The organism is Aestuariivivens sp. NBU2969 (assembly GCF_019931125.1).
Taxonomy (GTDB): Bacteria; Bacteroidota; Bacteroidia; order Flavobacteriales; family Flavobacteriaceae; genus Aestuariivivens; species Aestuariivivens marinum.
In genome coordinates this window covers 103820-130142 of sequence record NZ_JAIOUU010000008.1, presented here as the reverse complement: position 1 = coordinate 130142, position 26323 = coordinate 103820, and the positions used below count along the sequence as shown (strand labels likewise).

The 26323-nt window shown below is 35.0% G+C and carries 23 protein-coding genes; 16 read left to right on the top strand and 7 right to left on the bottom strand.

The features are described from left to right. Positions 1-614: IS3 family transposase (locus K7G79_RS08085; protein WP_223550869.1), on the top strand; the 614-nt coding region annotated here is incomplete at its 5' end. Here the strand turns inward: K7G79_RS08085 and K7G79_RS08080 are convergent. The 3 genes from K7G79_RS08080 to K7G79_RS08075 form a co-directional block, all read right to left on the bottom strand. Then, positions 600-782 carry a hypothetical protein gene (locus K7G79_RS08080; RefSeq protein ID WP_223550868.1) on the bottom strand — a complete coding sequence of 61 codons (183 nt, stop codon included), beginning with the start codon at positions 780-782 and terminating at the stop codon, positions 600-602. The two genes, K7G79_RS08085 and K7G79_RS08080, sit on opposite strands and share 15 nt — an antisense overlap. Before the next feature lie 111 nt (positions 783-893). After that, positions 894-1019, bottom strand: coding sequence for a hypothetical protein (locus tag K7G79_RS14725; protein WP_255575952.1), 126 nt, complete (start codon positions 1017-1019; stop codon positions 894-896). A gap of 192 nt (positions 1020-1211) precedes the next feature. Beyond that, positions 1212-4532: a glycoside hydrolase family 2 TIM barrel-domain containing protein gene (locus K7G79_RS08075; RefSeq protein ID WP_223550867.1), complete on the bottom strand. Its 3321-nt coding sequence runs from the start codon at positions 4530-4532 to the stop codon at positions 1212-1214. A 310-nt stretch (positions 4533-4842) separates the two neighbouring features. Here K7G79_RS08075 and K7G79_RS08070 point away from each other — a divergent pair, with 310 nt between their 5' ends. Together K7G79_RS08070 and K7G79_RS08065 are read left to right on the top strand one after the other, a co-directional pair. Then, on the top strand, positions 4843-5166 hold the full coding sequence (locus tag K7G79_RS08070) for an EthD family reductase (RefSeq protein ID WP_223550865.1): 324 nt from the start codon (positions 4843-4845) through the stop codon (positions 5164-5166). Between the two features lie 63 nt (positions 5167-5229). Then, positions 5230-5742, top strand: coding sequence for a DUF4440 domain-containing protein (locus tag K7G79_RS08065; RefSeq protein ID WP_223550863.1), 513 nt, complete (start codon positions 5230-5232; stop codon positions 5740-5742). A 112-nt stretch (positions 5743-5854) separates the two neighbouring features. Here the strand turns inward: K7G79_RS08065 and K7G79_RS08060 are convergent, their stop codons facing one another. Together K7G79_RS08060 and K7G79_RS08055 are read right to left on the bottom strand one after the other, a co-directional pair. Beyond that, entirely contained in the window at positions 5855-6802 is a 948-nt protein-coding gene (locus K7G79_RS08060) for a phosphoribosylaminoimidazolesuccinocarboxamide synthase (RefSeq protein WP_223550861.1), read from the bottom strand. A 140-nt stretch (positions 6803-6942) separates the two neighbouring features. Continuing rightward, a complete protein-coding gene (locus tag K7G79_RS08055; protein ID WP_223550860.1) occupies positions 6943-7899 on the bottom strand; it encodes a PhoH family protein in 957 nt (318 codons plus the stop codon). Positions 7900-8053: 154 nt separating this feature from the next. On the opposite strand from K7G79_RS08055, the gene K7G79_RS08050 reads away from it, so the two are divergent. The 5 genes from K7G79_RS08050 to dnaN all read left to right on the top strand — a co-directional run bounded on the left by K7G79_RS08050 (position 8054) and on the right by dnaN (position 13382). Beyond that, positions 8054-8944, top strand: coding sequence for an S-adenosyl-l-methionine hydroxide adenosyltransferase family protein (locus K7G79_RS08050; protein ID WP_223550858.1), 891 nt, complete (start codon positions 8054-8056; stop codon positions 8942-8944). 374 nt (positions 8945-9318) lie between these two features. After that, complete coding sequence (gldF, locus tag K7G79_RS08045) at positions 9319-10038, top strand: gliding motility-associated ABC transporter permease subunit GldF (RefSeq protein WP_223550856.1); 720 nt, start codon at positions 9319-9321, stop codon at positions 10036-10038. Next, a complete protein-coding gene (locus K7G79_RS08040) occupies positions 10035-10520 on the top strand; it encodes a hypothetical protein (RefSeq protein WP_223550854.1) in 486 nt (161 codons plus the stop codon). Before gldF ends, K7G79_RS08040 begins: the two co-directional genes overlap by 4 nt. Then, entirely contained in the window at positions 10513-12180 is a 1668-nt protein-coding gene (gene gldG, locus K7G79_RS08035) for a gliding motility-associated ABC transporter substrate-binding protein GldG (RefSeq protein WP_223550852.1), read from the top strand. Before K7G79_RS08040 ends, gldG begins: the two co-directional genes overlap by 8 nt. Positions 12181-12263: 83 nt before the next feature. Then, positions 12264-13382: a DNA polymerase III subunit beta gene (gene dnaN / locus K7G79_RS08030; protein WP_223550850.1), complete on the top strand. Its 1119-nt coding sequence runs from the start codon at positions 12264-12266 to the stop codon at positions 13380-13382. Positions 13383-13463: 81 nt separating this feature from the next. Here the strand turns inward: dnaN and K7G79_RS08025 are convergent, their stop codons facing one another. Together K7G79_RS08025 and K7G79_RS08020 are read right to left on the bottom strand one after the other, a co-directional pair. Next, complete coding sequence (locus K7G79_RS08025) at positions 13464-13802, bottom strand: DUF4870 domain-containing protein (protein ID WP_223550847.1); 339 nt, start codon at positions 13800-13802, stop codon at positions 13464-13466. A 148-nt stretch (positions 13803-13950) separates the two neighbouring features. Continuing rightward, the gene (locus K7G79_RS08020; protein WP_223550846.1) at positions 13951-15984 is read right to left on the bottom strand and encodes a FlgO family outer membrane protein; all 2034 of its coding nucleotides are present in this window, start codon (positions 15982-15984) and stop codon (positions 13951-13953) included. A gap of 121 nt (positions 15985-16105) precedes the next feature. Here K7G79_RS08020 and K7G79_RS08015 point away from each other — a divergent pair, with 121 nt between their 5' ends. The 8 genes from K7G79_RS08015 (at position 16106) to K7G79_RS07980 (ending at position 26318) form a co-directional block, all read left to right on the top strand. Continuing rightward, complete coding sequence (locus K7G79_RS08015; protein ID WP_223550844.1) at positions 16106-17950, top strand: sigma 54-interacting transcriptional regulator; 1845 nt, start codon at positions 16106-16108, stop codon at positions 17948-17950. Between the two features lie 87 nt (positions 17951-18037). Continuing rightward, positions 18038-19063, top strand: coding sequence for a proline iminopeptidase-family hydrolase (locus K7G79_RS08010; RefSeq protein ID WP_223550842.1), 1026 nt, complete (start codon positions 18038-18040; stop codon positions 19061-19063). 225 nt (positions 19064-19288) lie between these two features. Beyond that, the gene (locus K7G79_RS08005) at positions 19289-19843 is read left to right on the top strand and encodes an OsmC family protein (RefSeq protein WP_223550840.1); all 555 of its coding nucleotides are present in this window, start codon (positions 19289-19291) and stop codon (positions 19841-19843) included. 90 nt (positions 19844-19933) lie between these two features. Beyond that, positions 19934-23419: a 4Fe-4S binding protein gene (locus K7G79_RS08000; RefSeq protein WP_223550838.1), complete on the top strand. Its 3486-nt coding sequence runs from the start codon at positions 19934-19936 to the stop codon at positions 23417-23419. 402 nt (positions 23420-23821) lie between these two features. Then, positions 23822-24697 carry a c-type cytochrome gene (locus K7G79_RS07995; protein WP_223550836.1) on the top strand — a complete coding sequence of 292 codons (876 nt, stop codon included), beginning with the start codon at positions 23822-23824 and terminating at the stop codon, positions 24695-24697. Between the two features lie 2 nt (positions 24698-24699). Beyond that, positions 24700-25377, top strand: a complete 678-nt coding sequence (locus K7G79_RS07990) for a twin-arginine translocation signal domain-containing protein (protein ID WP_223550834.1) — start codon at positions 24700-24702, stop codon at positions 25375-25377. A 15-nt stretch (positions 25378-25392) separates the two neighbouring features. Then, positions 25393-25806, top strand: a complete 414-nt coding sequence (locus tag K7G79_RS07985) for a DsrE family protein (RefSeq protein ID WP_223550832.1) — start codon at positions 25393-25395, stop codon at positions 25804-25806. Between the two features lie 152 nt (positions 25807-25958). Beyond that, entirely contained in the window at positions 25959-26318 is a 360-nt protein-coding gene (locus tag K7G79_RS07980; protein ID WP_223550831.1) for a BlaI/MecI/CopY family transcriptional regulator, read from the top strand. Positions 26319-26323 lie beyond the last annotated feature (5 nt).

Below are 26323 nucleotides of genomic sequence, written 5' to 3'. Positions count from 1 at the left end.
GAGACACGCTTTTCAACATTCTTAGAAAACACAATATGCTTATAACCAGAAAGAAACCCAGCTACAGAACTACCAATTCTTTTCATAGGTTCTATAAATATAAAAACATCATCAAAGATGTACTGGTTAATAGACCTAATCAAGTTTGGGTAAGTGATATTACATACATCAGAACTGTAAAAGGGTTTTGTTATTTGGCCCTTATAACCGACATGCATTCAAGGAAAATCATCGGTTACGACCTTAGTGACAGCCTTGAACTTAGTGGCTGTGCCAGAGCGCTTAAAAAGGCTTTATATCAAGCTAAAAACACAGAGAACCTAATACATCACTCGGATAGAGGCATACAATATTGTAGCAATGTATACACACAAATTTTAAAAAGAAACAACATCAAAATTAGTATGACAGAAGAAAATCATTGCTACGAAAACGCTATTGCTGAACGTGTAAACGGCATCCTAAAAGACGAGTTTTATCTTGACCAGACCTTTGATAGCGTACAACACGCGAAAAAAGCTACAAAAAGTGCTGTTAATCTATACAACCAAATTAGATTACATGTATCTTTAGATTATAAAACACCGAATATGGTATATTTAAAAACAGCGTAAATCAATTTTTAACCTGTAGCCATATTTCAGGACTAGACAAACTACTAATGAACTTTCCGAAGTTACAATAACCGATGTACTTTTAAACATAGCATCATTTGTAGTGAATGCCATAACCATTCCTATTACAACAATAAACAATACTTTATTTAAAATTTTTGATTTCATTATCAATGAGGCAATTTTAATTTTTTTTTCCAAAAACAAGTCTCAAAGTATATGTCAATTTAAATATTTTAATTAAACATATTACCAAGAGACTTGCTTACTGTTTACTTTTTAGAAGCTAATTGCTGCTTCAAGAACTAGACCATCAAATTTACCTCCATAATGATAATCTGATGTTGGATAATCATTATATTTTTGCCTAACATATTCTGCCTTCATTAAAATGTTCTTGGTCATAAACCATCCTCCTACTAACTGGAATCTATTAACTTCTACATCATCTCCACTGCGTAATTCACCACCAACTATATTAATACGAGTACCAAAATAAACAATAATGACCTAGAATTATTTTATTTAAAAAACATAAAAAAACCCGATAAAAAATCGGGTTTTTTTATTCAATTTATTGTTTTAGCTTGTCCACAATTATTCTTTTAATTGCTTTGATAGGCTTACAAACATATTGTCATTTCCTTTTTCAAAAGGCACCAATACAAATCCATATGAATGTCTTTGGTTAGCTAATATTTGATATTCCTTTTGAGGCCTAGCCCCCCAGCTATCATCCCCGCCAACACCTCTTTGGCCTAAATCGATATGCAATTCTACCAAATCCCGTTCTAATATATCAATAGTATGTTTGCTTTGGTTAAACTCTGGAATACCGTCTATCCTGTATTCAATATTTTTAGAGGCAGCATCACCATAATTTAAATCTGAAGACATATCAAAATCTTCAACCGTCATATGCAGTGCACTAATTCCCAAACCTTCTACAATATTTTTAGCTACAACAAGCAAACCATTATTGCTATTATTGGATAATGCTACCCAACGAACATCTGTTTTATACCCATTTTCTTGTGGGCGGATATAGGGTACATACTGATCTTTGACCTTAGAATGGTATAAATCGATAAAAGCTGAAGCTTTTCTGTCTTCATAGTTTTCCCAAGGTCCCCTACCAAAGTAAGATATGTTATCGTATGTTTTAGGTAACTGCATACGCATACCCACTCTAGGAATGTCTGAGTTGTAGTCTGTTGTTTCCAAAGTATTCTCAACCTCAACAATGCCTGTCCCGTGCATACGATAGGTGCTAAAAAATTGCGTATCCACTCCAGGTAATTGGTACGTTACATGCAGCATAACAACATTCTTAGCAACTTGATCGACATTAATCTTTGTTACCTTTGAAAACAAAGATGCTTTTTTCCACTCGATATTGTTTTTATACATTTTATTTCCTGCGTCGTTATCGGTAACAGCTCTCCAAAAATTTGGTTTTGGTCCTTTACCATCTATCAACAACTCAACACCATTAAACTTATAAGAAGTCAATCTTCCTTCGACGCTACTGAACTGCAAATCACAAACCTCATTAAAAATACGAATGCCATTGTTGTTTTCTTCAACTTTTAAAGCTGGTCCAGAATCGGTTTCCATAGCTTGGGTCACATAAACTTGGTCCAAACGTATTTGTTCGTGTGCCACTTGATACCCTTTTGGTAAAAGTCCCCAATCCTGTTTTGTAAGTGCTTCAATCTCTAAAAAATATTCTGTATTTGGCTCATAATTTACATCACTTAATGGTACCCTAACAAGCTTACCTGTATGGGTATTAACATCTATGGTTTCAATAGGAATTGTCTTTAATGTTTTACCGTCAGCCTTAATGTAAGCAATAAGGTCAAACTCATTTAAATTGGTAAAATCGTATAGGTTTTCAACCAAAATCCGTAATTCCTTATGCCTGTTAATTCCCTTGGGCTTAAAATTAATGAACTCATGGGCCTTTTTAACTTCATATAATCCTGGTTGTGGTGTTCTGTCAGGAAATACAATACCGTTATTTAAAAACGTGTTGTCCGTTGGCATGTTTTCACCATAATCACCTCCATAGGAATAATAACGTTGACCTTTGTCATTGGTCTTCCAGATCGACTGGTCTACCCAGTCCCAAATAAATCCTCCTTGTAAGTTTTCGTATTGCTCAATAACATCCCAATAATCTTGAAAATTACCTGTACTGTTACCCATGGCATGGGCATATTCGCTAGGTATAAACGGTCTATCCGTTTTGCTTTTCCCTATAACTTCAAATGTTGCAGGTGATGGATATTGTGGAACAATAATATCGGTATTCCAATCCATATCATATAAGCTACCGTCATAGTCTTTGTATGGGCGTTCATATTGAACGGGTCGCTTTGATTTATCTGCGGCTTTAATGGCTTTGTAGCCTTCAAAAAAATTAATACCATTACCAGCCTCATTACCCATGGACCATATGATAACCGAAGGATGATTCTTATCACGTTCAACCATACGTACCATTCTATCAACATGCGCTTTTTTCCAACTTTCCTTTTTTGCCAATGAACGGTCTCCATAATACATACCATGAGATTCAATATTGGCTTCATCTACTACATATATACCATGCTGGTCACACAGTTCGTAAAATCGTCGCCCTCTTGGGTAATGGCTCAAACGGACCGCATTTATATTATTTTCCTTCCAAAGAGTAATATCCTTCATAATCATTTTCTCAGACATTATATGTCCGGTTTCAGGATCGGTTTCCTGAGTATTAACCCCCTTTAAAGTGATACGTTGACCATTTACTAAAAGTAATCCGTTTTTAATTTCTACACTCCTAAAGCCAATTTTTATGGATGTAGTTTCTATAAGCTTACCTTTTTTATCCTTTACCTCAATTATTAATGTGTATAAATTAGGATGCTCGGCATTCCAGTGTCTTATATTTCCAATTATGGCTTCAAATGAAACCCTCTCGCTTGTGTTCTTACTTATAGCTTCATTTTTAATCCCTTGTTGGATTATGTTTTGACCATCTAATATTTTGTATGATATTTCAACTGTTTGATTTTTGGACAAATGGTTTTCAAATACAACATCCAATTCAAATTCGCCATTTACATAACTTTTATCTAAACCAGAAACTACCTCAAAATCCTTAATACGAAGTTTTGGTTGGGCATAAACAAATACACTGCGTTCTATTCCACTTATTCTCCAAAAATCCTGGCACTCGAGATAACTGCCATCCGTCCATCTAAAAATTTGAAGAGCTATTGCATTTTTTCCAGGTTTTGTAAACTTGGTAATATTAAATTCAGCTGGTAACTTACTACCTTGGGAATAGCCTACATAGTGCCCATTAATCCAAACAAAACCTCCAGATTTCATTGCACCAATGTGCAGAAATATTTCTTTACCGTCCCAATCTTGTGAAATGTTAAAATCCCTTCTATAAGAACCAACAGGATTATATTCTTGAGGCACCTTCCCTGGATACTTTGGGTAAATTCTGTCTTCAAATTCCATATCACTTGCAACAGGGGCTTTGTAGTCTGCAAATTCATATTGATGGTTTACATAAATAGGAATGCCAAAGCCTTCCACCTCCCAATTTGAAGGTACTTTTATATCGTCCCAATGACTGACATCTTCTTTTGGTTGCATAAAACTAGTAGGACGGTCTTTTGGTGAACGCACCCAATTAAATTTCCATATACCATCTAAACTAAGTTTGTATTTTGGTGAATTACTTTGTCTGTCCGCTTCAGAGGTAAAAGAAGTAAAAGAGGCGTGTGCATCTACTTTGTTTTCTGAAATAACCGTTTCGTTTCCAATATAATAATCAATGTTTTCGGGATTGTTTTGGGAAATACAATAAGTACTTATTAATGAGCACAGTATTAGCTTAATTGAGTTTTTCATGTATTTAAAAATGAGCTTTAAAATTTTAATATTTTTTTGGATATCAAATATACAATTCTTATACACTAAGCCCTATATAACCAAATCTATTTTTAGTATTTATAAGTTTAATGATACTTAATTATATATATAATCCTTTTTAAATTCATCCATAAAGAATCAATAAAATTTAGTATATTAATCGTGTCTAATTAAACTATAAGTTAACTATAGACCTAGTTAAACTCCCCATCTTCCCACTTCTGAACACAACTTAAAACGGAGTAGCTGAAAACCGAAAAGAGTAGGCATCATTTAAAATCACTAAACAATGAAAAAAGGAACCATTAAAGTAAGTGTATTATATCCTAACGAAACAGGCAAGTCATTTGATATGGATTACTACTGTAATAAACATGTCCCCATGGTTGGAGGGCTTTTAGGCAATGCCTTGATTGGCGCCACTATTGAAGAAGGTGTTTCGGGTGGTGAACCAGAGTCGCCCGCACCTTATGTAGCCATGGGAAACATTTATTTTGAGACTATTGAAAGTTTCCAAAATTCCTTTGGTGCCAATGCCGATAAAATTATGGCAGACATCCCTAACTACACTAATATAGAACCTGTTATTCAAATAAGCGAAGTAAAAATCTAAAACAATATTATTAATGTAGCAGCCGAAAACCACTTAGAGTAGGCATCATTTAAAATCACTAGAATGAAAACACTAAACAACTTTATAATATTTTCAACGCTCCTGTTGTTATGTATTACAATAATGAACGGTTGTAAAAACCAAACCGAAGAAACTAAAGAAGTGACTCCAGAACCTACATTTGATTTAGCCACAGCCAAAACTCAAATTATAGCAGCGAATAAAACATTTGCTGAACGTTTTGTTGCTAAAGATTCTGCAGGCGTTGCCAATTTATACACCCAAGATGCCAAATTTATGATGAACGGAAGTCCATCAATAGTTGGCAGAGAGCATATTCAGTCAGTTATGTCCGGTATCATAAATTCCGGTATTTCATCTGTCGATTTAATAACTATTGATGTTTGGGGCACAGAAAACCTTGTCACAGAAGAAGGTGAATTTGCATTATATGCTGGGGAAAATAAGGTCGACGAAGGTAAATATCTCATACTATGGAAAAAGGTAGATGGTAAATGGCATTTATTTAGGGATATTTTCAACTCTAATTTACCCCCTAGTGTTCAAGCTGAATAGTTCATTTGTAACAAATCCTGATAGTTGTCCAAGTAAAATAAAGAATCTCTTATAGGTTTGAAGCCTATAAAGATTCTTTATTTCGTTACTCTTTTGTCTGAATTATAAAAGCTTATTTTAAATAAGCTAAAACATTGGCTTCTATACGCTTTTGTATATTGGACACATCCGCTTTTACAAAGGTTTCACCAGTAATATTTTCATAAAGCTCAATATAACGCTCACTAACAGTTTCAATGTATTCATCACTCATATAAGGTACCGTTTGCCCTTCTAAACCTTGAAATCCATTACTAATGAGCCATTGACGCACAAACTCCTTGCTCAACTGTTTTTGGGGCTCTTCTTTTGACTGGCGTTCCTCATAACCGTCTGCATAAAAATATCGTGAGGAGTCTGGCGTATGGATTTCATCTATAAGAACAATTCGTCCATCTTTCGTTTTTCCAAATTCGTATTTGGTATCCACTAAAATCAATCCACGAGATGCAGCTATCTCACTACCTCGCTTAAACAATTTACGTGTGTAATCCTCTAAAACATTATAATCGGCTTCGCTAACAATACCTCTTTTTAAAATATCTTCCCGTGAAATATCCTCATCATGATCTCCTTTTTCGGCTTTAGTTGCAGGAGTTATGATGGGCTCTGGAAAAGCATCGTTCTCTTTCATGCCTTCAGGCATAGGTACACCACATAACAAACGCTTCCCCGCCTTATATTCACGGGCGGCATGCCCCGACATATAACCACGAATTACCATTTCAACCTTAAAGGGTTCACACAATTCCCCTATAGCGACATTAGGATCTGGAGAAGCGGTTAACCAATTAGGCACCAAATCTTCTGTTGCAGCCATCATTTTAGTGGCAATTTGATTTAGTATCTGTCCCTTATAGGGAATGCCTTTGGGCATAACCACATCGAAAGCCGAAAGTCTATCGGTGGCAATCATCACCAATTGCTCATCATTAATATTATATACTTCACGCACTTTGCCTTTATAAACACTTTTTTGTCCTGGAAACTTAAAATTGGTATCTGTAATGGTATTACTCATTTTTAGCTTATTCTTTATGAGTTGATTGTTTATTCATTTAATAAAATCCTAGCCCAGATTGAAACGGTACACCCTGAATGGAAACCGAGATTCTCGAAAGTCCTTAAGGAATACAGCAGTAAGCTGGAATAGCAACTAAGCTAAGACTCCCTATTTTCAATACTGTTATAGGCTTCTATAACCTTTTTAACTAGTTTATGACGTATTACATCTTTGTCGTCTAAAAAGACCATCCCTACTCCTTCTACATTTTTTAAAATTAACAAGGCTTCCTTTAATCCAGAAATAGTACGTCGTGGTAAATCTATTTGTCCTGGGTCACCTGTTAGTAAAAACTTGGCATTTTTTCCCATACGGGTTAAAAACATCTTCATTTGTGCATGGGTGGTATTTTGTCCTTCGTCCAATATCACAAAAGCATTGTCCAAAGTTCGTCCACGCATAAAGGCCAATGGTGCAATTTGAATAGTACCACTCTCTATATAATGTGCCAATTTTTCTGGTGCGATCATATCGCGCAAAGCATCATAAAGCGGCTGCATATAAGGATCCAACTTTTCCTTTAAGTCCCCTGGAAGAAACCCAAGGTTTTCACCAGCTTCAACAGCAGGTCGTGTTAAAATAATACGCTTAACTGCTTTACTTTTTAATGCTTGAACCGCCAATGCTATGCCTGTATAAGTTTTACCCGTGCCTGCTGGGCCAATAGCAAAAACCATATCGTTTTTACGCATACTCTCTACCAATTTTCGTTGGTTGGCAGTTTGTGCTTTAATTATCCTGCCACTTACACCATGAACAATAACCTCTCCGCTTTCCTGTGATGTATTATAATCATCACTACTCGTGCTCGTTAGCACGCGCTCAATAGCATTTTCATCCAGTTTATTGTACTTAGCAAAATGCTTTAGAAGCATCGTTATTCGATGATCGAATTCCTCCAGTAATTCTTCATCACCAAAAGCTTTTATCTTATTACCACGTGCAACGATTTTTAGTTTTGGAAAGTATTTTTTTAATAATTCAATATTGGTGTTGTGAGCTCCAAAAAACTCCTTAGGAGTAATCTCTTCAAGTTCGATTATAATTTCGTTCAAAGGCTAGAATTTTGTTCATAATTTTATCCAACATCAATAAAAAACATGATTACTAGACAAAATGATTTATTAGTTTTGCATATATAGGTTGTAAAGCTCAAAAATACATAAATTTGGGTGACCTAATACTAAAAACATATCAACAATTTTGCTGATGGCAATAATAACTTTAACCACTGATTTTGGTGAAAAAGATCACTTTGCTGGCGCGACAAAAGGCGCTATTTATAGTGAACTCCCCAATGTTAAGATTGTTGATATCTCACATTCTGTTTCTCCATTTAATATTCCGGAAGCAGCATATATTATACAAAATGCCTACAGCAGTTTTCCAAAAGGCACCATACATATTATTGGAATTGATTCTGAAATTAATCCTGACAACAAACATGTTGCCTTAAAGTTGGACGATCATTTTTTTATTTGTGCCAACAATGGTATTCTAAGCATGATATGTTCAGAAATTGCTCCAGAAAAAATTGTTGAAATAAACATTCACGATAAAATTCAAACCAGTTTTCCTGTATTGGATGTGTTCGTAAAAGTGGCTTGCCATATAGCAAGAGGAGGAACTCTGGAGGTTATTGGAAAACCCATTACCGAGATTAAACCAATTAAAAACATAGTCCCGTACGTAAATGACGATAAAAACCAAATTATAGGCAGTATTATTTACATAGATAATTATGGCAATGTGATCACTAATATTAAACGTACTTTTTTTGAAGGTATACAAAAGGGCCGTGAATTTGAAATTTCTGCTCGTAACCACAAATTCAAAAAAGTATATAACAAATACAGTGATATTGTAAATTTTGATATTCCAGAAGATAAACGCCATGATGAAGGCAGGGGCTTGGTAGTCTTTAATTCGGGAAATTTTTTAGAGATTGCCGTATATAAAAGCAACTCTCAAACCGTTGGTAGCGCCTCTACCCTTATGGGCTTAAAGTTGATGGACACAGTTAGTGTTAATTTTATTAAGAAAAGTGTCGAAATTTTCCCTGAACGTCCACTGAAAACTGAGCTAAATGAAAACATATAACTCTTATTATTGTTAAAACTAATTTTTAGCTAAAAAAACATTAACACCATGAAAATCGTTTTTAATCTAAAAATCAAGATATTAGTACTTTTATAGCTCAACCTTTTTTTGATTTAGATATAGACCTAAATAACCCCAATATATTTTATATATTGCTTTTAGAATGATTAGACGGTATTGGAACAATACCACTAATCGAAATTATTAAAAACGTTTTGGACAAGTTAAAAACATTGTTCATATTAAGTCAAAAGTACCGAGCGAAGATGAAATTACTTCGCTTAAGTAGTAAACAAAAAATCGCTAGTAAACAGTAAAATTTTTATATTCGTGGATTAATATTGTGAGACTGGGATTACTAATCAAAATAAATAATGTACGCCATACTTAAAAAAGAAATAAACTCATTTTTTGCATCACCTATAGGTTATTTGGTTATTGCGGTTTTCTTGTTATTGAATGGTCTGTTTTTATGGTTATTTAAAGGAGAATTCAATATTTTGGATTATGGCTTTGCAGACCTTTCCTCTTTTTTTATGCTAGCGCCCTGGATATTGATTTTCTTAATTCCAGCGGTAACAATGCGTAGCTTTTCCGATGAAAAAAAGCAAGGCACATTAGAACTTTTACTAACCAAACCCATTTCCCTCATCAATATTGTTTTAGGTAAATATTTCGGGGCTTTAATTTTAATAGTAATCTCCCTTTTACCAACATTGCTTTATGTTTATTCAGTTTATGAACTGGGAAATCCCGTTGGAAATCTAGATATTGGAAGTACTATGGGTTCATATTTTGGATTACTTTTTCTTGTTGCTGCCTATACGGCTATTGGCGTGTTTAGCTCTACACTGTCAGATAACCAAATAGTGGCTTTTATTACTTCTGTTTTTATTTGCTTGGTATTTTATATTGGATTTGAAGGTATCGCCGATTTTACATCAAGTACCTTTACCGATCAATTGGGTATGAGTTATCATTTTAAAAGTATGGGACGTGGTGTGATAGATACACGGGACATTATCTATTTTTTAAGCCTTAGTGCCTTTTTTATTGTTTTGACCAAAATCAACCTTAGCAAAATCAAATTATGATCCTAACACCTGCTTTTATTATTTTAATAAGCTTAATCTTTATTTTGGTTGGTCTATTTGCCAAAAGCATAGATAAGCGCAAATGGGTGGTTTTGTTAATTACAATCGCTGCAACGCCCGTGGTTTACTTTTATATATTTTATCCGTTTATCAATATATTTACTAGTTTTCACCATAAAAAGTATTTTAATGCAGATGCCTGGGAGGCTAAACCTGCATTACGCTACGAGATGAGTGAAAACATAATACATTCAAATTTACTGGAAGGTAAAAGTAAAAAAGACGTAGAATACTTATTGGGAAAAAGTAATTGGTACAGCTGGGATGATTCCTTAAAAATGAATTCGCCTGATAAGTGGAATTATAATTTGGGAATGAAGCCCGGTGCCTTTAACAGAAATAAGGAATGTTTGGAAATAGAATTTAAAAACAATCTAGTTAAACGTGTTACGCAATATCAGTTTGAAGAAACTTTTGAATAAAAATTTAAAACATATTGTCCTACTATTAATCGTTATTATTGCAATTAACTATTTAGGCAGTAAGATTTATAAGCGTTTCGATTTAACGCAGGATTCTAGATACACCCTAAGCGAATCTACGCTTAACATTATAAGTAATGTTGAATCACCAATTGAAATTGATATCTTTTTGGATGGCAACGATTTTCCTTCAGAATTCAGGCGCTTACAAAATGAAACACAACAACTTCTCGAAGAGTTTTCAGCAAAAAACAAAAATGTTATTTTTAAGTTTATCGATCCACTTAAAAATGAAACCAACAGGGATCAAAACATACAGGTCCTTACCCAACGTGGATTGACTCCTATGCAATTAAGCGTACAGGAAAACGGGAAAGCTTCACAAGCTATTATTTTTCCATGGGCATTGGCCAGTTATAATGGAATAACCGTAAGCATTCCTTTAATAAAGAATAAAATTGGAGCTTCACAACAAGAGTTGGTTAGTGGTTCGGTTCAACATTTAGAATATGCCTTCGCCGATGGCTTTAGCAAGCTAACACAGCCTAAACATCTTAAAATAGCCATTTTAAAAGGCAACGGACAATTAAAAGATCAATATATCGCGGACTTTGCCAAAAAGCTAGGGGAATATTATTACCTCGCCAAATTTACTTTAGACAGTGTGGCATCGAACCCACAAAAAACACTAAAGGATTTGGAAACGTTCGACCTAATAATCAATGCCAAACCCTCTGAAGCATTTACAGAAGAAGAAAAACTGGTTTTGGACCAATATACCATGAACGGAGGCAAAAGCCTTTGGCTTATAGATGCCATTGCTATAGAAAAGGATAGTTTAATGAACGATAGCGGCACCAACTTCGCTATAGGAAGGGATTTAAACCTTACCGATTTTCTTTTTAAGTACGGCGTACGCATAAACCCTATAATTGTTAGCGACCTATACTCGTCTCGAATTATGTTGGCAACGGGAAGTGGTAACGATACACAATTTCTACCTCTACAATGGACCTACTCACCTCTCGCAGCTGCAAATCCCAACCATCCAATTACCAATAATTTAAACTTGGTTAAGTTCGATTTTGCTAATCAGATAGACACTTTGAAAAATAATGTAAATAAGACCATTTTATTACAAACTTCAAAGTTTACACGATTAGAAGGTGTTCCAAAGGAAATTAGTTTAGAAAAAGCTACTCAAAAGCCAGACCCATCTTTATATAACAAGGGCAATCAAAACCTTGCCGTACTTTTAGAAGGGAAGTTTACCTCAGTTTATAATAATCGCATCAAGCCCTTTAAAATTAGTGAAGAAAAATCCAATAGTATTGCAACCAAAATGATTGTTATTGCCGATGGCGATGTTATAAAAAATGAAATTGACCGAAATGGTCCTTTGGCTTTGGATTTTGACCGTTCCAGTAACCAAACCGTAGGTAACAAGGAATTTTTATTGAATGCTGTAAATTACTTATTGGATGATGACGGACTTATAAACATTCGAACTAAGGAAATAACCGTTTCATTCCTGGATCATGAAAAAATAGCCAAAGAAAAAACCAAGTGGCAACTCTTAAACATCGTATTACCATTGGTCTTATTGGCTATATTTGGTTTTGCTTTTAATTACTTCAGAAAGAAAAAGTATGTGGCTTGAATGTTGATAAGTTTGTTTCCAATATTAGACGGTATCGAATATATTTGTAGATAGCTTTTAATATTAAAATATCTTATATATAAATGAAATTTATTGTATCTAGCACCTATTTGTTAAAGCAATTACAAACCTTAGGTGGTGTAATCAACAACTCAAATACCTTACCTATTTTAGACAACTTCCTGTTTGAATTGGAACAATCCAAACTTACGGTTTCGGCTAGTGATTTAGAAACAACAATGTCCTCTACCCTAGATGTGGAAAGTGATAGCGAAGGTAGTATAGCCATTCCAGCACGTTTGCTTTTAGATACGTTAAAAACCTTTCCAGAACAGCCTTTAACCTTTATTGTAGAGGACAATAATACTATTGAAATTAGTTCCAGTCATGGCAAGTATGCATTGGCCTATGCAGATGGCAATGAGTTTCCAAAAGCTATTTCATTAGAAGACGCCAGCAAGACTTTGGTATTGGGAGATGTATTGGCTACGGCAATAAGTAAAACCATTTTTGCTGCTGGAAATGACGATTTACGGCCAGTAATGAGCGGTGTTTTTTTCCAATTTTCAACCCAAGGGCTGACCTTTGTGGCTACAGATGCCCATAAGTTGGTAAAATATACCCGTGAAGATATTAGGGCTAATCAGGTAGCTGAATTTATTATGCCTAAAAAACCCCTAAATCTTTTAAAAGGTATTTTGGCAGGTAGTGAAGAAGAAGTAACCATTGAATATAACGATTCGAATGCTAAATTCACTTTCGAAAACTCAGAATTAATATGTCGTTTAATTGATGGTAAATATCCTAATTATGAAGCTGTTATTCCAAGAGAAAACCCAAATAAATTAACCATTGCACGCAACCAATTTTTAAATTCTGTGCGTAGAGTTAGCATTTTCTCTAACAAGACCACACACCAAATCCGATTAAAAATTGCTGGTGCAGAACTTAATATTTCTGCAGAAGATATTGATTACAGCAATAAAGCAGAAGAACGCCTTACCTGCGATTACCAAGGAGACGATATGCAAATTGGATTTAATTCCAGATTTTTGACGGAAATGTTAAACAATTTAAATTCCAACGATGTACAGTTGGAAATGAGCTTACCCAATAGGGCTGGTATTTTAACACCAGTTGATGGACTAGATGAAGGTGAACTAATAACCATGCTGGTAATGCCAGTAATGCTGAATTCATAGAAAAGTTTATCCTAATCTATAATATTAATCAAAAACGCTCACCATAGGTGAGCGTTTTTGCTTATCTCATACTAGCTAAAACTAACTAATAAAATTAAGAGACAAGGGGTATGTTGGTGTTTCTCCTTTACTTGCTTTTAAGGCATTGACTATTGGAAACACAACAGATATTATTCCTAAAACTATAAGTCCTACAATACCCAAACCTAAAAATAAAATTAACGGGATGCATATTAAGCAGTACACTATTAAACTTAATTGAAAGTTTATTATGTTTTTACCGTGCGTATTCATTTGATATATCTTTTCCTTTTGTGTTAGCCACAAAATTAAAGGCAATAACAGGCTACCAAAACCTATGACCAATGTAATTAATTGGCTTAAATGGGTTATAACTATAAGTTGATTATCTTCTCTCATGATACTTTATTTTGATTGACACTTATATGACGAAACCCTTGATAGATTGTTACAAAAAAATAAATATTTCTGAAGATTATAATCCAATTTGGAAACAGATATTAGATTTTGATTGTTGAATTGAATTCAGCATGAAGAACCACCAAACTTAAGGTGTCTTGTTCAACAAGGCTTGAAACCTTGGTTCATCTTTTAAAGAGTGAAATTTAATATCCTGCGCTAATCCCCAAAAGAAAAGTCCTTGACCACCAACTTCATAATCTTTTTCCAACCAGTTTAAGGCGTTATCCACATCGCCTAACCCCATATAAATCGTTGCGATCATATATGGAGGCACATACGTTAATTCATTCTTATTCAATTGGTATTCCAATATTTTTTGAGCCTTTTCGGTTTCTCCTATCATACCATAGCAATAACCAAGCATCCAATTGGTATGGGATGCCACACTACGTGATGTGTAAAGTTGTATCGCCTCATCATATTTACCCAAAGCTGAAAGGTTTGAGGCTTTCATCCAAATTAACATATTGTCGTTTGGAAATCGCTTTAGGGATTCGTCCATTAAGTCGACAGCCTTTTGGTATTCTCCTAAATAATAATAAGTCTGCCCCATATCTCCTATATACTTCGTCGATAAGGGATCCAATTTTAGCACCTTATTAAAGTTTTCTTCCATTAACTCCAAATTACCTTCGAAAGTGTATATCCAAGCTAATTTGTTATAGGCTCCCACATAACTAGGGTTTATTTCAATAGCTTTTTTTAAGTAAAGTAGAGCGGTTTCTTTTTCATATTTGTAATAGCTAATAGCACCTAAAGCTCCAAAAGTACCACCGTCGTTAGAGTTAATGGCCAATGCTTTTAAAGCTGGTGTTGAGGCCAATTCCACCATTTTTTTTGGTGATTCCCTTCCCCAAAAAATATATTCCAAATAGGTTTCTGCTACACCAACATAGGCCCTACAGAACTGTGGATCTATATCTATTGCTTTTTTAAATAAGTCTTCCGCTTTTTTCAATTCCTCAACTTTACCGCCCCCTCTATGTAAAAACTTTTGAGCCTCCTTAAAAACGGCATATGCTTCAGGATTATTTGTTGGTTCGTTATTTAAACGCAACTGCTCTGTATCACTCAATGTTATTTTTAACGCATTGGCTATATCTCTGGAAACGTCACTCTGAATTTTAAATATCTGAACCAAGGTATTATCATAATTTTCAGCCCATAAGTTTTTGTTACTGGAAGCATCGACCAAATTGGCATTAATACGTACCTGGTTTCGATCTACCCTTACACTGCCTTCCAATATATAATTAACTCCTAATTCCTTGGCTATATCCTTAAGCGGTTTATCTGTATCCTTATAATGCATTGCCGAAGCCCTTGAAATTACTTGAATATGCTGAATTTTAGATAAATGTGTTATTAAATCCTCTGTTATACCATCGGCAAAGCTATCCGATTCATTATCATTATTCATATCATTAAAAGGAAGCACTGCCAATGTTGGTTCCTTTAATTCGTATACCGCGCCCCTATTCATAATAAAATAGGTAAGCACCAAAATGGTTAACGATAAAACACCAAGGGCATAAAGGCTTTTTTTTCGGTAGTTTTTATAAATTTCATCATCTTTGGGTTTCGTTTTTCCTTCAAGTTTATTTTTATCAGGAACAACCAGATTGTTATTGGTCACTGCGAAAATAGGAATGACCTTATTAACATTCTTAAAATCGACAGCATCAATAAATTGAGTAGAAATGTCTTTTTGATTTCTAATTTGGTCATTTACCCTGTCTGAAATCAAAATACTTCCAGGAACAGCTAAAGACTCTATTCTTGAGGCAATATTAACCGCATCTCCAATTATGTCCGACTCCGTTCTAATGATATCTCCAACGTGAACCCCAATCCTAACAGGTATAGCGGGTGCTTCCTGAAAGGCTTTCTGCATTTCAATACCACATTTAATGGCTTCAACAGAGCTTCTAAAGGTACTTAAAGCACCATCACCATAATATTGAATGAGCTCTCCATTATAGCGTGCGGTAACATTATTGAATATCTCTCGGTGCTTCTTTCTTATAAGTATAGCCTCTTCCTCATCGTTTTGCATTAAGGACGTATAACCTTCTATATCAGTGAACATAATTGCAACGAGTTGTCTTTGCTGTGCCATAAATACAATTGAGTTTAAGAACTAATTTAGTCATTTATCTTTAAAAAGTATGCATTTAAAGATCCCGAAGTATTAAATACGTATAATAATTTTTATCTTTAACCTAGTCATTAATAGCATTATGTCCAATACAGCAACTAAAGAACTTATAACATTCCTTTCTTCAATTCCATTTTTTTCTGAAGTATCCGAAACGGCTTTACAAAAGCTTAGTGAAAACATTTCTGAAGAAACCTATATTAAAAACGAAAGTATTTTCAAAAAAGGCGATGAAGGGCATGCTATGTACGCTATTCTTTCTGGTGTCGTTAAAGTGCATGATAAAGACCACATATACGACACCTTTACGTCGGGTCATTGCTTTGGTGAATATGCCTTGATAGATAATGATCCCCGTTCGGCATCCATAACTGCCATTGAAAAAACAAGGGTTTTAAAAATTGAGCGCAAATATTTTTTGGATTTAATGAAAATTGATAGTGGTTTTGCCCAAGGCATTTTAGCAGTAATGATTAAACGGCATAGGGAATTGGATACCATTCAAGAACGCTTGGCAACTTCTAAACAGGCTATAGAACTAGCCAACAGTAAAATGAACGGACTAATAAACGGAGCCATGGATGCCATTATTATGTTCGATAGTGACTTTAAGATTGTTCTTACCAATGCATCGGCTAACAAACTTCTAGAAAACAACGATGCACTGCACCGCAACATTCTGTTTTTTTTAGCTGATGAAAGTGCAGGTTTAATTGAAGACATTGTAAAATCTGAAGCCTCTAAGGGACTAACCAATAAATACCTACCCAGCTATATAAAAGTAATTGGTTCTAATGAAACGGAAACTTTAAATGAAGGTACTATAAGTAAATATGGTAATGAGGACAATCCTTATTTTACACTTATTTTAAGAAACATTGAAGACCGTTTAATTGCTGAAGAGACCATAACCTTACTAACCAATAAAACACAATATTTAGAGGAAGAGATTCAGGAATTGACGAATAGTTATGGTATCATTGCCGAAGACCAAAGTATGAAGTCTGTTTTAAACCTGATCCAGCAAGTAGCAAAAACAGATGCAACGGTTTTAATACAAGGTGAAACGGGTACCGGAAAGGAATTAGTGGCAAGAGCGATCCATAAGGAAAGCAATAGAAATGATAAACCTCTTATACGGATTAATTGTGGAGCCATACCTACCAATCTTATTGAAAGTGAATTATTTGGCCATGAAAAAGGGGCGTTTACTGGGGCTACCACAAGTAGAAAGGGCCGATTTTTATTAGCTGATAAAGGCACTATTTTTTTGGATGAGATTGGTGAACTACCATTGGAGTTACAGCCTAAATTGCTAAGAATCATACAAGAGGGTGAATTTGATCCCGTGGGTAGTTCGGAAACCATCAAAGTAGATGTTAGGATTATTACAGCCACCCATAGGGACTTGTTGGAATTTTCAAAATCTGGAAAATTTAGAGAGGATCTTTACTACCGCTTAAATGTATTTCCAATTGAAGTCCCCGCCCTAAACAAAAGAGGCAACGATATTGTGCTTATTGCACAAGAAATGATCGATCGGTTTTCAAAAAAATTGAATAAACCAACTATTCATTTAAATGATTCAGATGCTTCATACTTAAAGTCATACCATTGGCCAGGTAATGTACGGGAACTTCAAAATCTCATTGAACGCGCCGTAATTGTATCGAAAAATGGCAGTATTAATTGGCAATCAATTATTCCCAACCAGCAACCTAATGTACAAGTTATAGACGAAGTGAAGCAAAACCGAATTCTCACCTCAAAGGAGCTGACTGCTTTAGAAAAGGAAAATATTCTAAAGGCTTTAAAACAAACCCGATGGAAAATATCGGGCAAATTTGGTGCTGCGGAGCTATTACGAATTCCTCCAACAACCCTTGCTTCAAAGATGAAAGTTTTAGGCATTGAAAGACCCATATAAAATCAATTTTTTTGTATTTTGGTAATATAAACCACTAATTTTCAATCCATGAGACACTTCTTCTTTATTTTCGCAATTTTAGCTCTTATGAGCTGTAATAATTTATCCGATACAAAAACACAACCCAGTGAAAATTTAGATTTATCAACATCGATTAAAGAATACCACAGCTATACGAATCATGATGACCAATATACTGGAGGCATTAAAATGATACCTATACAAACGCCTAAGGGTGAATTTAAGGTGTGGACCAAACGTATCGGGAACAACCCTACAATAAAAGTACTATTACTGCATGGTGGACCTGGCATGACACATGAACTATACGAATGCTTCGATGGTTACTTTCCGCAGGAAGGCATTGAGTATTATTACTACGACCAACTCGGTTCCTTTTACAGTGACCAACCCAATGACCTATCATTGTGGGATTTACCCCGATTTGTTGAAGAAGTAGAACAGGTTAGACAAGCCCTAAACCTTAACAAGGATAACTTTTACCTATTGGGCCAGTCCTGGGGAGGTATTTTAGCTATGGAATATGCCTTAAAATACCAGCAACATTTAAAAGGCTTGATTATTTCCAATATGGTAGCTTCCATCCCAGAGTACCAAAAATATTCAGATAACGTTCTAGCACCCCAATTACCGCCAGAGGTACTGGAAGAAATTATGATTTATGAAAATAACGAAGATTATGGTAACGAACGCTATTTAAACCTGGTTATGGAGCATTATTACACCGCACATATCTTAAGAAAACCACTTGACCAATGGCCAAACTCCATTAATAGAGCCATTCACAATGTAAACCCTAATGTATATGTTACCATGCAAGGCCCCAGTGAATTTGGGATAAAAGGCGATGCGACGTTAAAGGATTGGGACATTAAAGACCAATTGCACAAGATAACGGTTCCTACCTTAAGTATAGGTGCAAAATATGACACTATGGACCCTGAGCACATGAAATGGATTTCACAGGAAGTAAAAAACGGACGTTACCTGTATTGTGCCAACGGCAGCCATTTGTCGCAATACGATGACCAAAAGACGTATTTTGAAGGCCTTATCCGGTTTTTAAAGGATGTAGACACTAATACCTTATAGCCTAAGTTCTATTCTAATTATATTATCAAAACAATATTCAACTCTCACGATATTTCGTTAATATCTTACGATTTATCGTTAATTTATGATTATTCGTAAATACATTTTGTTTTAAATTAAATTTTAATATTCTGATTTTCAATACTTTAAAATGTTTGGCATAGCATATGCATTTTCATTGTCAAACATTTAAAAAATCAATTAACAAATTAAAATTTAGAAAACATGATTACAACAGCAAATGTAAAAAACGGAGTAAACGTAGATCAATTAGTAGAAACTATTGGAGCCGTTCAACAAAACCCAGAATTAGCCAAATTTGAATTCAGAGCAAAAAACAACTGGATAGATGGAGGTCATTGCGTATCTAGCATTAAAAGTTTTTATGGTGTAGGTCAGGAAGACACATCCCGTGAAGAAGCTTTCACTATGGAATGTAGTCACCCCAACGTATTATTAGGACAAAACGAAGCCGCTACTCCTCCTGAAGTTGTATTACACGCTTTAGCTTCTTGTTTAACTGGAGCCATGGTTTATCACGCCGCTGCACATGGTATTAACATTGAAGGTGCCGAATCAAGCATTGACGGTGGTATAGATTTACAAGGCTTTTTAGGATTAAAAGCAGAAGTTCGAAAAGGTTTTGATGGCATAAAGTTTAAATTAAAAGTTAAATCTGATGCCACAGCAGAGCAACTTGAAAATTTAGCCAAATTTTCTCCGGTATTCGACATGATTACCAACCCTACCCCTGTTTCAATTGAAATTGAAAAAGCTTAAATCCTTTAAGAAGGCTATTCGTAATCGGGTAGCCTTCTTCTTCTTATTATTCTTATTCTTTTTCACTTTCAAATACCAAAACACAAACACATGAAAGCTTCTTTCCATAGTATTTTAAACGCCAATCAAGCAGTAGCGCGAATAGCTTACCAAACTAATGAGGTATTTCCTATCTATCCTATCACTCCTGCCTCTGAAATAAGTGAATTGGTTGAAGCATGGTCTGCCCAAAAACTCACCAATTGTTTTGGTAATGTTCCATCTGTATTTCAAATGCAAAGCGAAGCAGGTGTCGCTGGAGCCATGCATGGCGCTTTACAAACCGGATCGTTGTCATCAACATTTACATCATCTCAAGGACTCTTGTTAATGTTACCCAACATGTACAAAATAGCAGGTGAATTAACCCCTAACGTAATTCATGTGGCCACAAGAAGTGTTGCCACGCATGCCTTGTCCGTTTTTGGTGATCACAGCGACATTATGGCTGTTCGACAATCAGGTTATGCTATGCTAGGAAGTGCTTCGGTACAGGAAGCCCAAGATTTTGCGTTGATAGCCAAAACGGCATCATTGGAATCAAGAATACCATTTGTACATTTTTTTGATGGCTTTAGAACCTCACATGAAATTGCCAAAATAGAAACCATATCTAATTATGTTATTAAATCTATGATGAGTTCAAAAGCAATCGAATCGCATAAGGCCAGAGCATTAAATCCTAATAACCCTGTTATTAGGGGCACGGCTCAAGGTCCTGATGTATTTTTTCAAAGTAGGGAGAGCATAAATTCTTTTTATAATGCCTGCCCGAATATTGTTCAAAAGCACATGGATGCTTTTGCTTTAAAAACTAACCGACACTACAAGTTATTTGAATACGTAGGAGATCCCAAAGCAGAACAAATCATTGTTGCCATGGCTTCATCAACTGAAACCATTGAAACTACCATAAAACACCTTAATCAGCAGGGTAACAAATTTGGGTTAATAAAGGTTCGTTTGTTTAGGCCTTTTAGTATGGAGCATCTATTGCAAGCCCTTCCTAAAACCACTAAATCCATTGCCGTTTTAGACCGTACTAAAGAACCGGGAAGTACAGGGGAGCCCTTGTACCTCGATGTCTTAAAATCCATTACCGAGGCATATCAAAATGACTTAATACACTCTTTACCAAAAATTTTTGGAGGACGCTATGGCTTATCTTCAAAAGAATTTAACCCTGTAATGGTTCAAACTGTTTTTGATAACTTAAAAAAAGAAACACCTAAAAACAATTTTACTGTTGGCATTCATGATGATGTTACCAAACTTAGCCTGGAATACAATAATACACCTCTTTTTAATGACAACACATACCAAGCTATTTTTTACCAAGAGAAAAATGATTCTAACAACAAAAGCTTTGCAAACACTCTAAAACTATTAGGTAAAAACAGCTATATACAAGGCTATACCCAAATAAGTTACAAGAAATCCAACGCTTATGATATTGCTCATTTGCGACTCAGTAAAACCAAAATAAAAGCACCTTATCTTATTAAAGAGGCTGATTTTTTGGCATGCCACAATATTAACCTTAGAGAAAATGGTTCCATCATAAAAAATATAAAAGCCAAAGGAATACTTTTAGTTAATACCTCTTTACAAACAGATATCTTTTGGCAGTCACTTTCTTGTAAAACACAACAGTACATCATAAACAAACAAATTGATTTACGCATTGTAGATCTTACTAAACTAAACAATATCATTACTTTAAAGAATATTAATATTAACGCATTACACGCTTGCTTTTTATCCATTAAAAATGAAAATGTTGATAATGATGAAAAAAACACTTTATTCTTAGACGACTTTATTAACAAGGTCAATATTTCAACTCCTATCAAGCAAGAAAAAACAGTTCCATTTAGCGATGATTTCTACAACACCTTACTTGGAAAGATGCTGTCAAACAAAGGTGATGAAATTTCTGTAAGCTCATTACCAGTTGATGGCACCTATCCTACCAATACATCAGTCTTCAATACACCTCAAAACAGTCCATTTTTACCAAAATGGAATACCGATTTATGCACCCAATGCGGCGCATGCAGCATGGCTTGTCCGCAAGCGGCATTACGCATCAAAGTATATGATGATTCGCACTTAGAAAGTTCGCCAAGGACCATGAAGTATATGGCATCCAAAGATTTCGACTTAAAGAACTATACCATACAAATCAATCCAGACCAATGTAATGGTTGTAATAATTGTATTGATGCTTGTCCAGCAAAAGCTTTAAAAGCGACTCACAAAGAGCCCAATCTTACTAAAGAGCAGATAAATTGGAATTATTTTGAAAGCATCCCTGAGTTCGATAGAAATAAAATAGATGTAACAAAAATAAGTCAGCAACAATTACAAGAACCTTTATTTAAATATGCCACAGGTATTAAAGGTTGCGGCGAAGCACCATATCTAAAATTAATGTCCCAGCTTTTTGGCAACAGATTGCTTATAGCAAATGCTACTGGAGCCAGCTCTATATTTGGAGGTGCATTGCCAACAACGCCTTGGTCTAAAAACAGTAAAGGACAAGGGCCGGCTTGGTCCAACTCATTATTTGAGGATAATGCCGAATTTGGTTTAGGATTTAGAATGTCTATAAACCAGCAAGAACAACAAGCCAAAACAATACTAAAGGATTTGGCTACAGAACTTCCTTTTAATTTGGTCTATGACATTTTAAATGCAGAACAAGCTGACGAAATTAGCATAAATGAGCAACGGGAAAGGGTAACTTCCTTAAAGTCCATATTAAAAACCATCAAATCAGAAAACTCTAAAAAGCTTATAAAGCTAGCAGATAGTTTCATTAAAAAAAGTGTATGGATTGTTGGTGGTGATGGCTGGGCTTATGATATAGGATATGGCGCATTAGATCATGTATTGGCTTCTGGTGAAAATGTAAATATTTTAGTTCTAGACAATGAAGTTTACGATAACACAGGTGGCCAAGCTTCTAAAGCTACTCCTTTTGGTGCCGAAGCAAAATTTGACTTCAATGGTAAAACCAAACAGAAAAAGGATCTTGGACTTTTGGCAATGAATTACAATGATGTTTATGTCGCTTCTGTAGCCATAGGTGCCGACCAAGAGCAAACCTTAAAAGCATTTAACGAGGCCGAGAACTTTAATGGCCCATCGATAATAATAGCTTATTGCCATAGCGATTCACATGGCATAGATATGACAAAACCTTGGCAATACCACAAAGCTGCTGTAAATTCTGGACAATGGTTGTTATACAGACATGATCCTAGAAAAACAAAAACCTTACAGCTAGATTCGAATGAACCTTCAATTAAAATCGATGATTATTTGAAACTAGAAGGGCGTTTTAAAAAACTGTTCAGAAAAAATACGGAAACCTTAACCCCTTGGTTAAGAGAGTATCAAAAGAAAATTGACAAAAGATTTGATAACTATTTGATGCGTTCATCTACAACTATTATAAACCGATCTAAGATTATTTCTAACAATAGAATTTTTAAAAGCTTAAAACCAGTAACACGTCATCATAATAATTAATAATCTAAAAAACTTAATCCTTTACATGCCAAACCCAAGACATGAATTATCAAAAAATAAACCTATAAATATACAATGCATGCTATTTTTTTGTAATTTAACCCTATACTTTTCTCCTATGATTTGGCTATATATAGCATGCCCCTAGTCTATCCACCACAAAATCATGCCTCAGATTTATTGATAAACATAGCCACTAAAAAAGTTTAATGCTTTTATGTTCTAACATAAATTTTAAAAAAATAAATGGAAATACTTAAGCATTATAAGAGAATAGTAAAACGCATATTGATATATTTTGTTGCGGTATTGAGCTTAGCTTTCATTTTTATGCTCTATTGTTTTGATGCATTACCCAAAAATTTATTCAAATCTAAATTTGCCCCTTCAAAATTATATTATATGAATTATGACATATCCCAGTTAAACAACTCAAAAGACAACGAGTTGCTAAAATATGGATATGAACTGTTCTTAAATACTCCAAAATACATTGGTCCTGATAATGGTGATCCAAAAATGATATATCAAGGTAACCGATTGGCTTGTAAAAACTGTCATTTAGATTTAGGCACCAAGCCTTACTCTGCTCCCTTAATAGGAATCATACAACGATTTCCACAATACAGGGGTAGGGAAAATAAAATAGGTACCATTGAAGAACGTATTAACGGCTGCATGGAACGCAGTATGAATGGAAAAATGTTACCAGAAAATGGTAAAGAAATGCAAGCCATTGTAACTTATCTAGATTGGTTAAGTCGGTATGCGCCAAAAGATGGCAAAATTAAGGGCACTGGGTTTTTAAAAATTGAAATCCCAAACAGGGCTGTGGATTTAAACCATGGTAAAGCTGTTTTTATTAAGCACTGTGTTGTTTGCCATGGTGAAGATGGCCAGGGTGTTATGTCCTCTAATGGTTACACTTATGAATATCCGCCTTTATGGGGAGATAATTCCTTTAACCATGGGGCCGGTATGACCCGCGTTATTACGGCAGCCCAATTTATTAAAGGGAACATGCCATTTGGAACGACTTACGACACCCCTGTATTAACCGATGAAGAAGCTTATGATGTAGCGGGTTATATAAATTTACAAGACCGTCCAAAGAAATTAAATCCAGAGAAAGATTTCCCTGATCTTAAGAAAAAACCTGTGTCTACACCTTACCCGCCTTATGCAGATAACTTTTCAGTTGAACAACATCAAAAAGGGCCTTTTCAGCCCATTATAAAATATTATAAGGAAAAATTTAACATCACTAAAACCAAGTAATTATGAAAACAATGAACGACAACTCAAGAAGACGATTTCTCGGTGCTTTGGCACTTGGAGCAACTGCAAGTACCATCTCTGTACTTTCAAACCCAATGTATGCCAACACGTCTATTTTTACCGACAAAAAAATGAATGAAACAGAAGATTGGTTCGATAAGATTAAAGGGACCCACCGTATTGTTTATGATGGTTCTACACCTCACATGGGCCTTCCTGTGTTGTGGAACTGGGCATTTTACCTGTCCAACAACTCAACGGGCTCACCTGATAGCGATATTACCGCTATGACCGTCATACGTCATACCGGATTATGCCTAGCATTTAAGGATGAACTATGGGCAAAATATAAGATGGGTGAATTCTTTGGTGTAAAAGATCATACTGGAGACTTCGCAGTGCGTAATCCTTTTTACGAACCACAAGATGGCGATTACCCTATAAACGGACCTGGAGGCATAAAAAGTCTTAATGAGAGGGGCGCCATGTTCTGCGCATGCGATTTAGCCACTAAAGTGTATAGCAATAAAGTTGCTGAGAAAATGGGAATGAATCCAGAAGAAGTTTACGAAGAATGGGTAAATGGTATGCTGGATGAAGTGAAATTGGTGCCATCGGGTGTATGGGCACTAGCTAGAGCACAGGCTCGAGGCTGTGGCTATGTTTTTGCTGGCGAATAATATAAATACAAGATTATGAAACGTTTATTAAATACTGTGTTTGTATTACTATTTTCCACAATAGTCTTTGCTCAGGAGAAACCTGTAAAAATTGTATTCGATGTAACTAGCAGCAATACAAAAGTCCATGAATCGACTATTAGACACGTAAAGGCCATGTCTAGCGCTTATCCAGATTCCAAGTTTGAAGTCGTTATGTATAGTGGCGCTATGGATATGGTTTTAAAGAATAAATCTGTAGTAGCAGACGATTTGGAAATGCTAGCCAAAAAAGACAATATCGATTTTGTTATCTGTGAAGGTACCATGAAACGCCATAATGTTGATTCAACGCAATTAATAACTGGCGTTAGAAGCGTTCCTGATGGCATTTTAGAAATTATTGAAAAACAAAAAGAAGGTTGGGGCTATATTAAAGAAAGTCAATAGTCAACACCAATCCAAATCATTTAGGCTGAATTGTTTAACACTTAGTAATTCAGCCTTTTTTATATCTTAAAACTAAATTATTCGTTACAAAACGTAAATTTTAGTTGTATAACTACAAAAATAGTTATATGTTTGTTGCAAATATTTTCATTATGCAAAAACTAACGAATAAAGAAGAAGAGGTCATGCATATTTTATGGAAGCTAGAAAAAGCCTTTGTAAAAGACGTACTTGCTGAAATAAAAGAAGACAAACCACACTACAACACCCTATCGACTATTATCCGTCATTTAGAAGATAAGGGCTATGTAAGTTACAATGCTTATGGTAAGACACACCAATACTACCCTATTGTTAGTAAAGAAACCTATAGAAAAAAATTCATGAACACTGCCATAGAGCATTACTTCAACAACTCCTATAAAAACGTGGTATCGTTTTTTGCCAAAGAAGAAAAAATTAGTGTCGAGGAGCTAAGGGAAATTATAAACCTAATTGAAAGCAAAAAGTAATTGCT

What these genes read in the sequence shown, in the direction of transcription:
- K7G79_RS08080 (WP_223550868.1), bottom strand. Translation starts at nt 782, where the DNA reads ATGAAATCAAAAATTTTAAATAAAGTATTGTTTATTGTTGTAATAGGA.
- K7G79_RS14725 (WP_255575952.1), bottom strand. Translation starts at nt 1,019, where the DNA reads ATGACCAAGAACATTTTAATGAAGGCAGAATATGTTAGGCAAAAATAT.
- K7G79_RS08075 (WP_223550867.1), bottom strand. Translation starts at nt 4,532, where the DNA reads ATGAAAAACTCAATTAAGCTAATACTGTGCTCATTAATAAGTACTTAT.
- K7G79_RS08070 (WP_223550865.1), top strand. Translation starts at nt 4,843, where the DNA reads ATGAAAAAAGGAACCATTAAAGTAAGTGTATTATATCCTAACGAAACA.
- K7G79_RS08065 (WP_223550863.1), top strand. Translation starts at nt 5,230, where the DNA reads ATGAAAACACTAAACAACTTTATAATATTTTCAACGCTCCTGTTGTTA.
- K7G79_RS08060 (WP_223550861.1), bottom strand. Translation starts at nt 6,802, where the DNA reads ATGAGTAATACCATTACAGATACCAATTTTAAGTTTCCAGGACAAAAA.
- K7G79_RS08050 (WP_223550858.1), top strand. Translation starts at nt 8,054, where the DNA reads ATGGCAATAATAACTTTAACCACTGATTTTGGTGAAAAAGATCACTTT.
- gldF (WP_223550856.1), top strand. Translation starts at nt 9,319, where the DNA reads ATGTACGCCATACTTAAAAAAGAAATAAACTCATTTTTTGCATCACCT.
- K7G79_RS08040 (WP_223550854.1), top strand. Translation starts at nt 10,035, where the DNA reads ATGATCCTAACACCTGCTTTTATTATTTTAATAAGCTTAATCTTTATT.
- dnaN (WP_223550850.1), top strand. Translation starts at nt 12,264, where the DNA reads ATGAAATTTATTGTATCTAGCACCTATTTGTTAAAGCAATTACAAACC.
- K7G79_RS08025 (WP_223550847.1), bottom strand. Translation starts at nt 13,802, where the DNA reads ATGAGAGAAGATAATCAACTTATAGTTATAACCCATTTAAGCCAATTA.
- K7G79_RS08020 (WP_223550846.1), bottom strand. Translation starts at nt 15,984, where the DNA reads ATGGCACAGCAAAGACAACTCGTTGCAATTATGTTCACTGATATAGAA.
- K7G79_RS08015 (WP_223550844.1), top strand. Translation starts at nt 16,106, where the DNA reads ATGTCCAATACAGCAACTAAAGAACTTATAACATTCCTTTCTTCAATT.
- K7G79_RS08010 (WP_223550842.1), top strand. Translation starts at nt 18,038, where the DNA reads ATGAGCTGTAATAATTTATCCGATACAAAAACACAACCCAGTGAAAAT.
- K7G79_RS08005 (WP_223550840.1), top strand. Translation starts at nt 19,289, where the DNA reads ATGATTACAACAGCAAATGTAAAAAACGGAGTAAACGTAGATCAATTA.
- K7G79_RS08000 (WP_223550838.1), top strand. Translation starts at nt 19,934, where the DNA reads ATGAAAGCTTCTTTCCATAGTATTTTAAACGCCAATCAAGCAGTAGCG.
- K7G79_RS07995 (WP_223550836.1), top strand. Translation starts at nt 23,822, where the DNA reads ATGAATTATGACATATCCCAGTTAAACAACTCAAAAGACAACGAGTTG.
- K7G79_RS07990 (WP_223550834.1), top strand. Translation starts at nt 24,700, where the DNA reads ATGAAAACAATGAACGACAACTCAAGAAGACGATTTCTCGGTGCTTTG.
- K7G79_RS07985 (WP_223550832.1), top strand. Translation starts at nt 25,393, where the DNA reads ATGAAACGTTTATTAAATACTGTGTTTGTATTACTATTTTCCACAATA.
- K7G79_RS07980 (WP_223550831.1), top strand. Translation starts at nt 25,959, where the DNA reads ATGCAAAAACTAACGAATAAAGAAGAAGAGGTCATGCATATTTTATGG.